The organism is Rhizomicrobium sp., from assembly GCA_037200985.1.
In the GTDB taxonomy this organism is placed as follows: Bacteria; Pseudomonadota; Alphaproteobacteria; order Micropepsales; family Micropepsaceae; genus Rhizomicrobium.
Genome location: JBBCGJ010000001.1, coordinates 505,791 through 521,843 on the forward strand (window position 1 = coordinate 505,791; position 16,053 = coordinate 521,843).

The window sequence follows — 16,053 nt, forward strand, 5'->3', positions numbered from 1 at the left end:
GTCAGAGGGTCTCGGTGATCTTATTCAAGTTCGGCGGTCGATCCGGATCGATGCCGCGTTCCAGCGCCAGCGCGTCGAGCATCCGGTAGAAGCTCTGCGTCAGGACGATCGGCTCGAGCGCCGGATGCGCCGCGACGAAGGGCAGGGCGGTCGCGCCCTTCTGTTCGAAGCCGGCAACCAGGACACTCGCGCCCGTCGCGACGAGCTTGGCGGCAAGCTCCTGCAATCCCGGCCGCGTCTGGTCGTTCTGTGCCAGCAACAGGACGGGAAAGCCCGCCTTTACCAGCGCCATCGGGCCATGCCGGACTTCCGCCGAACTGAACGCCTCGGCGTGCAGGCCGCAGGTCTCCTTGAACTTCAACGCCCATTCCTGTGCCGCGCCGAAGCCGAGGCCCCGGCCGATGGTGTAGAGATCGCGCGCCGGTGCCAGTTGCCGGACGGCTCCGGTCCAGTCGCAGGTCCAGGCCTCGCGCATCAGCGCGGGCAGGCCGCCCAGCGCCGCGTGCAGCTCGGCATCGCCGGTCCATTCCGCGACGAGATCGGCCACCGCGGCGACCGATGCGAGATAGGTCTTGGTGGCCGCCACGCTCGCCTCCGGGCCGGCATGCAGCGGCAGCACCGAATCCGCCAGCGAGGCCAGCGGACTCGCATCGTCGTTGACGAGCGCCACGACATAGGCGCCGCCCGCCTTCGCCGCCGCGACGGTGGCGAGCAGGTCCGGGCTCTTGCCCGACTGCGAGATCGCCAGGAACAGCACGCGATCGAATTTCGGCCGCGTCTCGTACACCGAGCTGATCGACATCCCGGTGGAGGAGGTGATGATGCCGGTCTTGGTCTCGATCAGGTATTTCGCGAAGGTCGCGGCGTGATCGGAACTGCCGCGCGCCCCGGTCACGACGGCCCGCGGGTTCAGGTCGCGCAGCCGCGCGCCGATGGTCCGCGCCGCCGCGCGGTTGCGGGCGAACTGCCGCGCCACGACATCCGGCCCCTCCGCCGCTTCGCGAAGCATCCGCGTGGGCGCGTGCGCGGCCGCCATCACTTGTCCTGCTCCGACGTATTAAGCTCCGCCACGAAGTCGTAGGTGTCGCCGCGATAGAAGGACTGCGAGAACTCCATCGCGCGTCCGTCGGGCAGGAAGCCGCGGCGCTCCACCAGCAGGCCAGGATCGCCTTCCTGCGCGCGCAGAAGTCCGGCCTGTTCGCCGGTGAACAGCACGGCGCGCAGGCGCTGCAACGCGCGCGTCGGGCGATAGCCCGCCCTGGCCAGCGCCGTGTAGAGCGAGGATTCCACCGCGTCGACCGACGGCAGGCAGAAGGCCGGCACGGTGCAGAATTCCAGCGCCATCGGCGCGTCATCGGCGAAGCGCAGGCGGTGGAAGCGGTAGACTGGCGTTCCGGGCGAAAGGCCCATGGTCAGGGATTCTTCCGGCGTCACGGTGCCCTGGCTCTTGCGAAGCCATTGGCTCGTCGGCACGCGTCCGCGCGCGATCATGTCCTCGGTGAACGAGGTGAGCTTGGAGAAGTTCTTCTCGACGCGTCCCGCGACGAAGGTGCCCGAGCCCTGCTTGCGCGTCAGCAGGCCTTCCGCGACCAGCCCGTCGATCGCCTTGCGCACCGTGATTCGCGAGATCGAGAATTCTTCCGCAAGGTCGCGTTCCGGCGGCAGCGCATCGTCGGGCGCCAGCAGCTTGTTCTCGATCGCGTTGCGCAAACCGCGTTGGAGCTGCTGGTAAAGCGGCTGGGCAGCCGTCTCGTCCAGCCGTCCGATGACCTTGAGCAGCGCCACGTCGCTCTCCCTGAGCTTTCCGCGCAACAGGCGGAAGAATTCGTTCTGAGTTTATATAACCAATCTAGTACCACATGTATAGCGTTTCACGTCAACGGCGGAAATACGACAAATTTTCGGCTTGACAGTGACAGCCCAACCGAGAAATGGTTCTACATTGGACTTGGATTGGGCTTCTGCCGTTTTCGGACGCAGGCCCTTCCGAGTCGCGGGGATTGTAGCTCAAGGAGGGATATCGCATGTCATTTCGGGGGATGCTGGCCGGATCGGTCAGCCTGGCGGCGCTCACGGCGGCAGCGCCGGCATTCGCGGCCGACGCGACCGAGGCGCCGGAAATCGTCGTCGTGACGGGTATCCGCGCGTCGATCGATCGGGCGATCAACATCAAGCGCGATTCGACCACCATCGTCGACGCGGTGTCGGCCGAAGACATCGGCAAATTCTCCGACAAGAACGTCGCCGACGCGCTGCAGCGCGTGCCCGGCGTGAACACGGTCTCGGCGGCGAGCGGCGAGGGCGGCTTCGACGAGAACGACCGCGTCTCCATCCGAGGCACGAACCCCTCGCTGACCCAGACGGTGGTCGACGGCCACACCATCGCCAACGGCGACTGGTTCATCCTCGACCAGTACGCCACCATCGGCCGCAGCGTCAGCTTCACGCTGCTGCCCTCCGAAATCGTCGACACCGCGAAGGTTTACAAGAGCCAGCAGGCGGACCTCGTCGAAGGCGGCGTCGCCGGCGTGGTCGATATCATCACCCGCAGCCCGCTCGCTTTCAAAGAGAACCTGACCTTCGAAGGCAGCGCCGAAGCCGCCTACACCACGCTGCGCGGCAAGACCACGCCGCAGGTGAACGGCCTGTTCAACTGGAAGAACGATTCCGGCACGTTCGGCGTCATGGTCCAGGGCTTCTACGAGGCGCGCGACATCCGCCGCGACGGGCAGGAATTCCTCGGCTATTCGACGGTGCAGCCCTGGGTCTGCGTGGCGGCGACGAATTCCTGTTCGGGAAATCTGGCCGCGCTCTCCCATCCCGACCTGGTCGGCAAGGCGTATCCGACCCTGATCGGCTCGGCCCTGTTCGAGCAGCAGCGCGTGCGCCAGGGCGGCGACATCACGGCCGAATGGCAGCCCAACGACGCGTTCGACATCAAGCTGTCGGGCTTCTATTCGCATCTCTCGGCCAGCAACATCAATGACAACAACATGTTCTGGGGAACGAACGAATTCGTCACCATGAACAATGTGCCGACCAGCTATACCGTCAAGAACGGCACGATCGTCTCGGCGGCGTTCCCGGCGGTCGCGCCGGCCTATACGCTGCCCGACGGCACGGTCGTCGCGGCCCGCCCGACCGCGCCCTTCGTGACCGACTTCATCCAGCGTCCGGGCGGCGGCGCGGAGACCTACTACTTCAACGCCGATGCGCATTGGACGCCCACGGATTCGCTGACGGTCGGCGTCAAGGGCGGCTACAGTCACGGCGTCGGCAAGACCGACCCGCAGGTCGCCTGGGAAGGCGAGATCGGGATGGGCACCGGCGCGCCCGGCACCTACGACTTCTCCAAGGGCGTGGCGGTTGTGACCATCCCGGGCGTCGACACCTCCAATCCCGCCAATCTCGTCAACGACTGGGCCTGGACTGCGGTATCCACCGCGGTCGACAGCGAGTGGTACGGCCAGCTCGATGCCGAGCAGCAGATCGCCATCGGCCCCATCACCTCGTTGAAGGCGGGCGTGCGCTATGCCGAGCACACGCGCAAGAACGACCTTTACAACGGCGGCGTCTCCTATGGCGGCTCGATCGGCAGCGACGTGTCGACCCAGAACTATCCGAGCGACTTCGCCGATGCGTTCAAGATTCCCGGCATGCTGACCGATCTGCCACAAGGCGACACGGCGCTGATCGAGAAGCTGCTCTTCAACAACAACAGCTGGCGCCCCTATCCGCAGACGCCGGAAGCGGTCTCCAATCCCGCCAATGGCCGCTTCGACTGGCCGGCCAGCATGCATCTGAGCGAGCAGGACTTCGCGGCCTATGCCATGGCCAATATCGGCGGCGACCACTGGAAGGGCAATTTCGGCGTCCGCATCGTCAACACGCGCGAGGACATCGATCAGTACATCAACGTGCCGGGCGGCCTTGCCAGCGACTTCGGCACCTACGGCATCAACAAGATCAATCACAGTTACTGGGATGTCCTGCCCAGCGCCAATCTGAGCATGGACCTGAACGACGAGATGGTGCTGCGCTTCGCGGCGGCCGAAACCATGGCCCGTCCGGACTATTCGGCGCTCGGCGGCGCGGTGCAGCTCACCGACACCAACCTCACAGGCCAGGGCGGCAATCCGAACCTCAAGCCCGTGAAGTCGGCGAACTACAACCTCTCCTATGAGTGGTATTACGGGCCGCAGGCGCTGTTCTCGGCCAGCATTTTCTACATGGACCTGTCGTCCTACATCTCCTACGGCAACACCAACGCCAGCTATGTGAACATGACGCTGACCGGCATGAAGCCCGTCCCGGTCTACTCCACCTACTCGATCACATCGCCGTTCAACTCCAGCGGCCATGACGAGGGCATGGAGCTGTCCTGGCAGCAGCCGATCTGGGCGGGCTTCGGCGTGATGGCGAACTACACCTTCGCCAGCGGCGTGGACGACGGCGGCGGGCCGCTGGTCGGCGACTCCAAGCACACCGCGAACCTGGTGGGCTACTATGAGAACGATTGGCTGAGCGCGCGCCTGTCCTACAATTATCGCTCCAAGATGCTGGTCGGCCTCGACCGCAGCTCCGCGGAAGTCCAGAACGCCTACAACACGCTGGACGCCTCGGTTCAGTTCACGGTCACGGACTGGGCCTCGATCACCTTCGATGCCCTCAACCTGACCAATCAGACGCTGAAATACTACGCGGCCGACGAGACCCAGCCGCGCGCGCTCTACTCCAACGGCACGCAGCTCTACGGCGGCATCCGCGTGAAGTTCTAAGAGGGGAAAGGTGCGTCTTACCCGTCGCACTGCTACTGTCGGGGGCGGAGAGCCACACTCTCCGCCCTCTCTTTTTTCGAGCACGCTATGATATCCGCCCGCCGCCATCTCTCGACGCTTCTGGGCTTGGCGGTGCTTGTTCTGACGCCGGCCATGGCGAGTGCCGCGCCGTCGCTCGTGCCGCTGCCGGCGCAAGTGACGCCGCTGGCTGGTGAGTTCACCGTCACGGGCGCCACGCCGCTCGCTTTCGACAAGCGGGACGCCCGCACTGCGGCTTATTTCACACAGCTCCTGCGCGACACGCGCGGCATCGTGCTCCATCGGCTCGGCGGCGCGAACGCCATCACGCTGCGCCGCGATCCGAGCATTCGCGGGGTGGAAGCCTATCGCCTCGACGTGACGCCCCATGGCGCAGTCATCACCGCGAGCCATGACGGGGGATTGTTCTATGGCACGATCACGCTGTGGCAGCTCCTGATGCAGACGCCCGGTGCGTCGCCACGCGTGACGATCCCCTCTGTGCATATCGAGGACGCGCCGCGCTTCGCCTGGCGCGGGTTGCTGCTCGACTCGGCGCGGCATTTCCAGTCGGTCGCCTTCATCAAGTCGTTTCTCGACGCGATGGCGCGCGAGAAGCTCAACGTCCTGCAATGGCACCTGACCGATGACCAGGGCTGGCGGCTGGAGATCAGGAAATATCCGCGCCTGACGCAGATCGGCGCCTGGCGCGTGCCCGCCGGCGGGCAGGGCGACATCGATCCGAAAACCGGCAAGCCGCGCCTTTACGGCGGTTTCTACACCCAGGCGCAGGTGCGGGAGGTCGTTGCCTACGCCGCCGCGCGCCATATCACCATCGTGCCGGAGATCGAAATGCCCGGCCACGCCCTGGCCGCCATCGTCGCCTATCCGCGCCTGGGCTCGGTCCCCAATCCGCCGGACGCCGTGTCGAGCGATTGGGGCGTGTTCCCCTACCTTTATAATGTCGACGACAAGACCTTCGCCTTCCTCGAAGACGTGCTGACCGAGACGATGGCGCTGTTTCCGGGCACCTATATCCATGTCGGCGGCGACGAAGCGATAAAGGATCAGTGGAAAACCAACCCCGCGATCCAGGCGAAGATGCACGCGCTGGGGCTCGCCAATGAAGACGCGCTGCAAAGCTGGTTCATCGCCCGCATCGGCAAATTCCTGAAGGCGCATGGCCGCCGCCTGATCGGCTGGGACGAGATCCTGCAAGGCGGCGTGCCGCCCGACGCCGCCATCACGTCTTGGCGCGGCATCGACGGCGCACTCGCCGCCGCGAAGGCCGGTCATGACACAGTGCTGTCGTCCGCGCCGGTGCTCTATCTCGACAACCGCCAGGTCGAGGGCGCGAACGAGCCTTCCGGACGCGGCGCCATCATCTCGCTCGGCGATGTGTACGATTTCGATCCGGCGCCCGCGGCACTGAGCGATGCCGAGCGCGCCCACATCGTCGGCGTGCAGGCCAATATCTGGACCGAGCATATCCGTGAAGCGCGCAACGTCGACTACGCCGCCTTTCCGCGTGCTGCGGCGCTGGCCGAGCTCGGCTGGTCGCCCGCCGCCGCGCATGACCGGGCGGATTTTCTCGCCCGCATGCCTGCAGAGCTGGATCGCTATGACGCGCTCGGCCTGTCGCACGGCCCGCTGGTGGCGGAGACCGCGCCTTTGTCGCTGACGGTCCGCGACAGCCACGAACTGGCCCTGTGCGGCAACGCCATCGTGCTCTCCGTCGAAGGACCGGAGCCGTTCGTTGGGCCGCGCCCCGTGTTCCTGCACGACGTCATGAACCCCTGTTGGATATGGAAAAGCGCCGACCTTGTAGGCATCACGCAGATCGCCCTCACCGCCGGCCGGTTGCCGTTCAATTTCCAGATCGGGGCGGACGCCGAAAAGATCGCCAAGCGCCCATCCGCGACGCCCGATGGCGAATTCGAGGTCCATCTCGACACCTGCGACGGCGCCAAGATCGCGACCATTCCCATGTCGCCACCGGCCTCCGAGACCGGCCTCGCCGCCGCGCGCGGCCCGCTCGCGACCGAGACCGGCGCGCACGATCTGTGTTTCGTCTTCACGCGCCCTGCGCTTGATCCATACTGGGCGCTGCACACGGTCGAACTGGTCCACTAGAAGAAGGGACGCATGTCCAATCTCACGCTTGTCGCGCCGATCAAGGGATGGGTGGCGCCGCTGGACGAGGTCCCCGATCCGGTGTTCGCCGAGCGCATCCTGGGCGACGGCCTCGCCATCGATCCCACCGGGGCGGCGGTGCACGCGCCTTGCGACGGCGTCGTCATCGCGCTGGCGCGCCACGCCGTGACATTGCGCGCCGCCAACGGCGCGGAGATCCTGATCCATGTCGGCCTGGAGACCGTCGCGCTGCACGGCCGCGGCTTCGTCGCCCATGTCCGCGAGGGCGCCATGGTGCGCACCGGCGATCCCCTGATCGCCTTCGACCTCGATTTCCTCGCAACCAACGCCAAGAGCCTGATCTCACCGGTGGTCGTCACCAACGGAGACGCCTTCGCCATCGTCCGCCGCAGCACCGGCCGCGAGACCGCTCTCGGCGAGTTCCTGATGGAGCTGCGCCCGCTCGCCGTCGAAGCCGCGTTGGCGCCGGGACCGCAGGAGGCGACACGCGAGATCGTCGTGCGCCTCGCCCACGGCATCCATGCGCGTCCGGCCGCGCAGATCTCGACCGCCGCCCGGGGCTTCGCGTCGGAGATCGAGCTCTCCGCCCGTGCCCGCCGCGTCAACGCCAAGAGCATCGCGGCGCTGATGTCTCTGGGCGTCCGCAAGGACGAGGCCGTCGTGATCACCGCCCGCGGCGCCGATGCGCAAGCCGCCGTCGTGGCGCTCGCCGAGCTGATCGCGCACGGCATCGAAGAAGCCCCCGACCTTGCGCCGCCGCCCGCGCCCGTCGCCGCGCCGCCGACGGCCGGTCTTCCGCCCAACGCGCTGCGCGGCGTCTGCGGCGCGCCGGGCCTCGTCATCGGCAAGGCGCTGCAGATGCGGGCCGCCGACTTTGCCGTGAGCGAGGACGGCGGAGACACCGCGCAGGAATGCGCCGCGCTCATCGATGCGCTCGCCGCCGTCCGCGCCCGGCTCGACCGTCTCGCCGCCGCCGGCAATCGCCAGCGCCGCGAGATATTGGGCGCGCATCTCGCGCTGCTCGACGATCCCGAACTGCTCCGGCAGGTCCGCGCCGGCATCGACGACGGCAAAAGCGCCGCCTTCGCCTGGCGGCAGACCATCCGTGGCTATGCCGATGCCTTCCGCGCCGTCGATGATACGCGCCTGCGCGAGCGGGTCGGCGACCTCGTCGATCTGGAACGCCAGGTGCTGGCTGCGCTGCAGGGCGACGCCAGCGCTGGGGGCAGGGCGCTTGCCCCCGACACCATCCTTCTTGCCGACGAGTTGATGCCGTCCGAACTCGCTGGGCTCGACGCCATCGCCGGATTCGTCACCGCCGGCGGAGGTCCCACCTCGCATGTCGCGATCATCGCCGCCGGCATGAACGTGCCCGCGCTGGTCGGTGCCGGCGCGGGTGTCCTCGCCATCGCCGACGGCACCACGCTGCTGCTCGACACCGAAGCGGGTTTGCTGCACGTCGATCCGGATGCGGTGCAGCTTGACCGCGCCAACGCCATCATCGCCGAACGCGCCGCCCGCGACGGCGCGGCGCGGACGCGCGCCGTGCAGGACTGCCACACCGCCGACGGCACGCGCCTCGCAGTCGTCGCCAATCTCGGGGCGGGCGCCGGCGAGGCCGCCGCCGCTGTGGCAGCGGGTGCTGAAGGCTGCGGCCTGCTGCGCACCGAATTTCTCTTCCTCAACCGCGACACGCCGCCCTCGGAGGACGAACAGGTCACCGCCTACCAGGCCATCGCACAGGCGCTGGACGGCAGGCCGTTCAAGATACGCACCTTCGACATCGGTGGCGACAAGCCATTGCCCTATCTGCCGATGCCGCCCGAGGAGAATCCGGCGCTTGGCCTGCGCGGCATCCGGGCGGCGCTCTGGCGCAGCGATCTCCTCAGGACCCAGCTCGCCGCCATCCTGCGCGTCACGCCCGTGCCGCGCATCATGCTGCCGATGATCGCGTCGCTGAGCGAACTGCGCGCCGTCCGCGCCGTGCTGAATGAGCTGGGCGCGCCGTCCACGACGCAGCTTGGCATCATGATCGAGACGCCTGCCTCCGCGGTGATCGCCGCCCGCTTCGCCCGCGAGGCCGATTTCTTCTCCATCGGCACCAATGATCTGACTCAGTATACGCTCGCGATGGATCGCGGCCATGCCCAGCTTGCGCCCCAGATCGATGCGTTCCATCCCGCCGTCCTGTCGCTGATCGCCCAGGCCGCTGCAGGCGCGGCTACCCGGGACAGGCCGGTCGCCGTGTGCGGCGGTCTGGCCGGCGACCCGCTCGCTGCGGCGCTGCTGATCGGGCTTGGCGTCCGCGAGCTTTCCATGCCGGCCGGTGTCGTCGCGCGACTGAAAGAAACCGTCCGCGCCCTCGATCTGGATCGCTGTCGCGCGGCAGCGGCCGAAGCGTTGCAGCAGGATTCGCCGGAAGCGGTGCGCGCCATTGCCGCGACCTACCTTCCCGAGACGGGAGCACAGCCATGAACATCGCCGAACGACTCCAGCCGCTGGGCCGCGCGCTGATGCTGCCGATCGCGGTGCTTCCCGCCGCCGGCCTGCTCCTGCGCCTCGGCCAACCCGACCTGCTGAACATCGCCTTTATCGCTTCGGCCGGCGATGCCATCTTCTCCAACCTGGGGCTCCTCTTCGCCATCGGCATCGCCGTTGGGCTGGCGCGCGAGAACCACGGCGCCGCCGGCCTCGCCGGCGCGGTCGGCTTCCTCGTCGCGACCAAGGGCGCGCAGGTCCTGATCGCCGTACCGCCAACGGCGCTCGCCGAGGTCCCCGCCGCCGCACAGGCGCTCGCTGCCGACGCGTTCAAGGTCGCGGCCATCGCCAAGCTCAGCGTGCCCGCCGGCATCGCCTCGGGCCTGATCGCGGGCTGGCTCTATAACAAGTATCGCGACATCAAGCTTCCCGAATTCCTCGCCTTCTTCGGCGGCCGCCGCTTCATCCCCATCGCCTCGGGCGCGGCGGGCGTCGTGCTCGCGGCGCTGATCGGCTTCGGCTATGCGACCATCAACAGCGGGATGGACGGCCTCAGCCATGCCATCCTCGGCGCCGGCGACATCGGCCTTTTCGCCTATGGCGTGCTCAACCGTCTGCTTATCGTCACGGGCCTGCACCACATCCTCAACAATCTCGCCTGGTTCATCATCGGCGACTATCACGGCACCACAGGCGACCTGAAGCGCTTCTTCGCGGGCGATCCCGACGCCGGCAAGTTCATGAGCGGGTTCTTCCCCGTGATGATGTTCGGCCTGCCGGCCGCGTGCCTCGCCATGTACCGCGCCGCGCTGCCGTCGCGCCGCCCGGAGATCGGCGGCATGCTGCTGTCGATGGCGCTGACCGCTTTCCTCACTGGTGTCACAGAGCCCATCGAGTTCACTTTCATGTTCCTGGCGCCGATGCTCTACGCGATCCATGCCGTGTTGACCGGCGCCGCGATGGTGATCATGAATCTTCTCGGCGTTCGCCTCGGCTTCGGCTTCTCCGCCGGCCTGTTCGACTATCTCATCAATTTCGGCAAGGCGACCCGGCCGTTGTGGTTGCTTCCGGTCGGCGCGGTCTATTTCGCGCTCTACTATGGGCTGTTCAGCCTCTCGATCCGCGCCTTCAACCTGAAGACGCCGGGCCGCGAGGAGGAAACCGAGGCGCCGGCCGCAGCGCCGGCCGCGACTTCGCGCGGCGAGGCCTATGTCATCGCCCTCGGCGGCGCGGACAACCTCGTCAGCGTCGATGCCTGCACCACGCGCCTGCGCCTCGTGCTCGCCGACGGCCGGGCTGCCGACGAGAAGGCGCTGAAAGCGCTGGGCGCCCGCGGCATCGTGCGTCCGTCCGCCAATGCGCTGCAGGTGGTGCTAGGTCCGGTCGCAGATCAGGTCGCCGGAGAAATCCGCGCCGCAGTGCCGACCGCGCCGCGCACCGCTCCGGCTTCCGTCGTCGCGGCCGCGCCGCCACAGACAGCGGCACCGCAAATCGGCGACACGCAGGCCTTGCTGCGCGCGCTCGGCGGCCCCGCCAATGTGCTCAAGGTCGAGACCTGCTCCAGCCGCCTGCGCGTGACCGTCGCCAGCGGCGAGGACATCGACGAAGCGACCCTCCGCGCTCTGGGTGTGCGCGGCGTCGTGAGCCCCAAGGCCGGCAGCATCCATCTCGTCATCGGCCCCGGTGCCGATGCCGTCGCGGCGAAATTGCGCAGCGAACTTTCCGTCTAGCGGAGCGCCGCGATCAGCGGCCCCAGGTGCTTCTCATAGTGCCGCCACCGCCCGATGGAGCTGGCGAACAGCGGCTGGCGCACCTGCGCCTGGCTGAGCGTCCGCACCGGCCGCTCGGTCCGGGAGAAATCCAGGCAGCGCGCATCCCATTCCAGACCGCAGAAGGCAACGATCCGGCGCGCCTGCGCCTCGAAATCGCCGACCAGCGTCTCATATTCCACGTCGAGCAACGCATGCTTCGGCAACACTGCGCGCCAATGCGCCATCAGCGCCTCGACCATCTTGTGATAGCGGCCCAGCTCGCCGAGGTCGTAGGCGAAGTTCAATCCGCCCAAGAACAGCTTGGAGTAGCACGAGAGGCAGGTGTCCATCGGATCGCGCCGCACATGTACGATTTTCGCATTCGGCAGCACGAGACGGATCATCCCCAGATGGCGGAAATTCGCTGGCAGCTTGTCGACGATGCGCTTCGCGCCGGGCGCCAGCGCCCGCACCTGCGCGACATATCGCTGGCCGAACCTGCCGAATGCAGCATCTGACATCGAAGCGATCCCGGCAGGATAATTCGGCAGGTCGGCAACCAGGTCGTTCATGACCAGCAATTCGCCGGCGCCGTGCACATCCGGGTGGCTGGCGAGGATCTGTTCGACCATCGTCGAGCCGGAGCGCGGCATCCCGACCACGAACACCGGCGTATCCGAGGGATCGCCGGCGTCAACTCTTTCAGGCATCAGGCTAGAGGAGAAGGCCTGCGCAATCTCCCGGAAGAAATCCGCAACAGCCGCCTCGTCGTAGGAAACCAGCGTCCGCTTGAGCGTATTGCCGGATTGCAATTGCGTGAACGCGTCGTCGTAGCGCGCTAGATCGTCATAGGCCTTGGCCAGCGCGAAGTGCAGTTCGACCTTCTGGGCGTCGCCCAGATTCCGCGCCTCGCGCGCGAGGGTTTCCAGCGCATCCAGCCTTGTGTCGCCCGCCACGAAACGCGCCGTCTCGGCCAGGGCGCGATGGTAGGCGGCGTGCTTCGGTGCGCAGGCGATGGCACGCTCGAAAGCCGACCGAGCCTCCGCCATCCGGCCCGTCTGCGCCGCGATGCCGCCCAGGCCGAAATGTGCGGCGCCGTTCCTGGAATCGGCGGCCAAGACCTTTTGGAACGCGGAGCGCGCCGCGTCGACCTGGCCGAGCACACTGAGCGCGTCACCGAGTCCCAGCAGGGCCTGCGCGTCGTCCGGCCGGGTTTTGATCGCCGCCTCGAAGCTGCGTGCCGCCTCTCCATAGCGGCCCAGGGCGAGATAGGCGCTGCCGAGATCCCGTCGGATCGCGCCGTTCTGCGGCGCCGCGGCGGCGGCGCCCGACAGCATCGCCGCAGCCTCTTCGGGCCTGTCGGTCCGCAGACAGATCAAGCCAAGACCGTGCAGAGCTCCGGGGTGACCCGGAAACAGTCGGCGCACCGCCTGATAGTGCCGTTCGGCCTCGGCAAGCGCGCCCGCCCGGTGAAAGGCGACCGCCGCCTCGTAGTTTTTCCGCGCGGCTGCGAGCCGCTCGGTTTCCGTCTTTGTTGCCGCCACGACCCGTCCTCGCCGCCGCAATCCTAGACGTTCGACCGCCGAGCCGAAACACCTCCGCGCGGGCGTTCTTAAGGTACGGGTTCAGACAAGCTCTATCGCCACGTTGATGTTGCTTCGTGTCGCCTTGGAGTAGGGACAAATCCGATGCGCTTCTTCGACCAGGGCTTTCGCGGCATCGCGCTCCAGACCCGGCAGCCCGACGGTGAGCCGAGCGCCGAGAAAGTAGCCGTCGATCCCAAGGTTCAGGTCCACTTCGGCATGGATGCTCGTTTTCGCCGGCAAGGCGATCTTCGCTTTGCCGGCCGCAAGCGCGATCGCGCTTTCGAAACAGGCCGACCAGCCGGCCGCAAACAACTGCTCCGGGTTGGTCCCGATGCGCGCCGAACCGGGGGTTGAGAACCGAACGTCCAGAACGCCGTCGGAGCTGCGCGCGGTGCCATGGTCGCGACCGCCGGAGATTTCGACCTTGGCCGTGTACACGACCTTCGAAGTCTGGCTCACGGTGCGACCCTTCTTTTCCTCGTGCCTGCGCGAAGGAGCCACGCGTGCGATCAGGCTCGGGCGACGTCGATGACGGCCTTGGCGAAGGCCTTTGGAGCTTCCTTGGGAAGATTGTGCCCGATCCCGCCCGTGACGAGCCGGTGCTCGTAGCGGCTGGCGAATTTCGCGGCATACAGCTTCGGATCTGGGTGCGGCGCGCCGTTGGCATCGCCTTCCAAGGTGATGGTGGGCACTGCGATCGCCGGACTCCCGGCAAGTTGCCGCTCCAGGGTATCGAATTTCGCCTCGCCCTCGGCGAGGCCGAGGCGCCAGCGGTAATTGTGGATCACGATGGCGACGTGATCCGGATTGTCGAACGCCGTGGCGCTGCGATCGAAGACGGCGTCGTCGAAGTTCCACTTCGGCGAGGCCAGCTGCCAGATCAGTTTCGAAAATTCGCGCCGGTATCTTTCATAGCCGAGACGTCCGCGCTCGGTCGCGAAATAGAACTGATACCACCATTCGAGCTCGGCCTTCGGTGGCAATGGCGCCTTGCCGGCCTCCTGGTTGCCGATCAGATAGCCGCTGACGGAGACCATCGCCCTGCACCGCTCCGGCCAGAGCGCGGCGACGATGTTCGCCGTGCGGGCGCCCCAATCGAAGCCGGCGAGGACCGCCTTGTCGATCCTGAGGCTGTCGAGCAGCGCGACGGCGTCGACGGCGAGCGCTGAAGGCTGGCCGTTGCGCGCCGTTCCGCCCGAAAGAAACCGCGTCGTGCCGTAGCCGCGCAGATAGGGAATGATCACCCGATAGCCCGCCGCGGCCAGCAAAGGCGCGGCCTCGTCGAAGCTGTGAATGTCGTAGGGCCAGCCATGCAGTAGAAGGACGGAAGGACCGCTTTGGGGGCCCGCTTCGGCGTATCCGACATTCAGGACGCCGGCGTCGATCTGCTTCACCGCTCCCAGGGGTGCGCCTGTTCCCTGCTTGATGGCGGGCTCCCGTGTCGCCGGCTGGCGTGTCGATGCGGAGGCGATCGCACCTAACTGGCTGGCGGCAACGGTCATGGCGGCGGCACCGAAGAAACGGCGGCGATGCTTGTCGATATCCTCCATGATCTCGGCCTTATCCGTTGGGCACCTGGACGGCAGCGCGCGCGACGCCGACTTGTTCTCAGGCCGATTTGCGAAGGGAGCGGAACGAGTCGCGAAGCTCCGCGGTGAATTCCGCCGGTTGTTCCCAGGCCGCGAAGTGTCCACCCTTGGGAAGCTTGTTGTAGTGGATGAGATTCACATAGGCCTTCTCAGCCCAACTCTTGGGCGCGGCGTAGATCTCGTCGGGGAAGGCGCTCACGGCGACCGGAAGCTTGACGCCCCGAACATCGAAGAAGCCGCCGGGCGGCAGATTGTGCGTGGTGTCCCAGTAAAGCCGCGCCGACGAAATCGCGGTGTTCGTCAGCCAATAGAGCGTGATGTTGTCGAGGACATCGTCCCGCGTCAGGCCCTCCGGCTTGCCGTCGAAGACGCGCGCAATCATTTCGTAGCTGCGGATGTCGTGATCGAGAATCCAGGCCGCGAGACCGACCGGCGAATCGGCGATTCCGTAAAGCGTCTGCGGGCGCAGCGACATCTCGTTCGCGTAGCCCAGCCCGTTCCTGTAGAAGTCGTCGAGCTGGTCCCAGGCGTGCTTTTCCTCGGGCGACAGGCCGGCCGGCGGCGGGCCGCCGGCGGATAGCGCCTTGGAGACGTCGGCCGGAACCGTGGCTGCCATGTTCGTGTGAATGCCGAGCAATCCCGGCGGCTGCTGCAGGGCCATGACCTCCGAAACGGCGTTGCCCCAGTCGCCGCCCTGCGCGACGTATTTCGCGTAGCCGAGACGCTGCATGAGGGTTGCCCAGGCACGGGCGATGGTCACCGGGTTCCAGCCGGGCGCCGTCGGTTTGCCGGAAAAGCCGTAGCCGGGCAGCGACGGGATCACGATGTGGAAGGCATCGGCCGCGCTTCCGCCATGCGCCGTCGGATCGGTCAGCGGACCGATGATCTTCATCTGCTCGATGATCGAGCCGGGCCAGCCATGCGTGACGATGAGCGGCAGTGCGTTGTCGTGCTTCGAGCGGACGTGAATGAAATGGATGTCGAGACCGTCGATCGCGGTGATGAAATGCGGCAGGGCCTTCAGCCGCGCCTCACACTTGCTCCAGTCATATTCGGTCGACCAGTATTTCGCGAGCTTCTGGGTGGTCGCGAGCCGCACGCCCTGCGACGGATCCGCAACCTGTTCGCGGTCCGGCCACCGCGTCATGGCGATGCGCCGGCGCAGCTCGGTGAGTTCGGTTTCGGGGAAGCTCACCCGAAACGGACGGATGGCGGCGTTTCCGGTCATGGCGTGCTCCTTTTGCGGGTGGGATTCGGTCTGAGTCGCGGCCAGGGCGGAAGCCGGCAGCAGCGATGCCACGAGGCTTGCCGCGCCGAGCTGGAGGCCGTTGCGCCGGCTGATCGGCGCGGGCTCTGCCTTCTCTGTCATGAAATCGAACTCCGTCGTGAATTGGGGCGACGTGCCATCTGGTGGCATCGGCCGGCTCTGCGAATGCGGCGCCCGATAGCTAGACCCGTGCGCCGGGAATTGCCCGTTATGGGTTGTGAGACCTTGTTAGCCGCGGCGCCGCTCCGGTTTTTCCGAGCAGATTCAGGGGCGTCGGGCGGTCGAAAAGACGCCTGCGCTCCGTTGTGGTGCGCCGGCGCCCGTTGACCTAAGCTGCTTAGCGGGAACGGGCGGCTCCGAACAAAGACGCCATGGCGACATCGACGGCGGCAGGTCAGGCCAAGGACGGATTGTCATTTGGCCCCTTTCATC

10 protein-coding genes are annotated in these 16,053 nt (G+C 66.9%); 4 read left to right on the plus strand and 6 right to left on the minus strand.

What is annotated here, in order from left to right; genetic code table 11:
- Position 1: 1 nt before the first annotated feature.
- Both WDN01_02260 and WDN01_02265 read right to left on the minus strand, forming a co-directional pair.
- Positions 2-1,036, minus strand: coding sequence for an SIS domain-containing protein (locus tag WDN01_02260; GenBank protein MEJ0024826.1), 1,035 nt, complete (start codon positions 1,034-1,036; stop codon positions 2-4).
- A complete protein-coding gene (locus tag WDN01_02265; protein ID MEJ0024827.1) occupies positions 1,036-1,785 on the minus strand; it encodes a GntR family transcriptional regulator in 750 nt (249 codons plus the stop codon). The genes WDN01_02260 and WDN01_02265 overlap by 1 nt, the downstream gene beginning before the upstream one ends.
- Before the next feature lie 239 nt (positions 1,786-2,024).
- Between WDN01_02265 and WDN01_02270 the strand changes: the two genes are divergently transcribed.
- The 4 genes from WDN01_02270 (at position 2,025) to nagE (ending at position 11,158) form a co-directional block, all read left to right on the plus strand.
- A complete protein-coding gene (locus tag WDN01_02270; GenBank protein MEJ0024828.1) occupies positions 2,025-4,778 on the plus strand; it encodes a TonB-dependent receptor in 2,754 nt (917 codons plus the stop codon).
- 87 nt (positions 4,779-4,865) lie between these two features.
- On the plus strand, positions 4,866-6,929 hold the full coding sequence (locus WDN01_02275) for a family 20 glycosylhydrolase (protein ID MEJ0024829.1): 2,064 nt from the start codon (positions 4,866-4,868) through the stop codon (positions 6,927-6,929).
- Between the two features lie 12 nt (positions 6,930-6,941).
- Positions 6,942-9,425, plus strand: coding sequence for a phosphoenolpyruvate--protein phosphotransferase (gene ptsP, locus WDN01_02280; protein MEJ0024830.1), 2,484 nt, complete (start codon positions 6,942-6,944; stop codon positions 9,423-9,425).
- Complete coding sequence (nagE, locus tag WDN01_02285) at positions 9,422-11,158, plus strand: N-acetylglucosamine-specific PTS transporter subunit IIBC (protein MEJ0024831.1); 1,737 nt, start codon at positions 9,422-9,424, stop codon at positions 11,156-11,158. The genes ptsP and nagE overlap by 4 nt, the downstream gene beginning before the upstream one ends.
- Here nagE and WDN01_02290 read toward each other — a convergent pair.
- The 4 genes from WDN01_02290 to WDN01_02305 all read right to left on the minus strand — a co-directional run bounded on the left by WDN01_02290 (position 11,155) and on the right by WDN01_02305 (position 15,723).
- Complete coding sequence (locus WDN01_02290) at positions 11,155-12,723, minus strand: sulfotransferase (protein MEJ0024832.1); 1,569 nt, start codon at positions 12,721-12,723, stop codon at positions 11,155-11,157. The two genes, nagE and WDN01_02290, sit on opposite strands and share 4 nt — an antisense overlap.
- Positions 12,724-12,804: 81 nt before the next feature.
- Entirely contained in the window at positions 12,805-13,224 is a 420-nt protein-coding gene (locus WDN01_02295) for an organic hydroperoxide resistance protein (GenBank protein MEJ0024833.1), read from the minus strand.
- Positions 13,225-13,274: 50 nt separating this feature from the next.
- Positions 13,275-14,315, minus strand: coding sequence for an alpha/beta hydrolase (locus WDN01_02300; protein ID MEJ0024834.1), 1,041 nt, complete (start codon positions 14,313-14,315; stop codon positions 13,275-13,277).
- Between the two features lie 58 nt (positions 14,316-14,373).
- Complete coding sequence (locus WDN01_02305) at positions 14,374-15,723, minus strand: epoxide hydrolase (GenBank protein MEJ0024835.1); 1,350 nt, start codon at positions 15,721-15,723, stop codon at positions 14,374-14,376.
- Between the last annotated feature and the right edge of the window lie 330 nt (positions 15,724-16,053).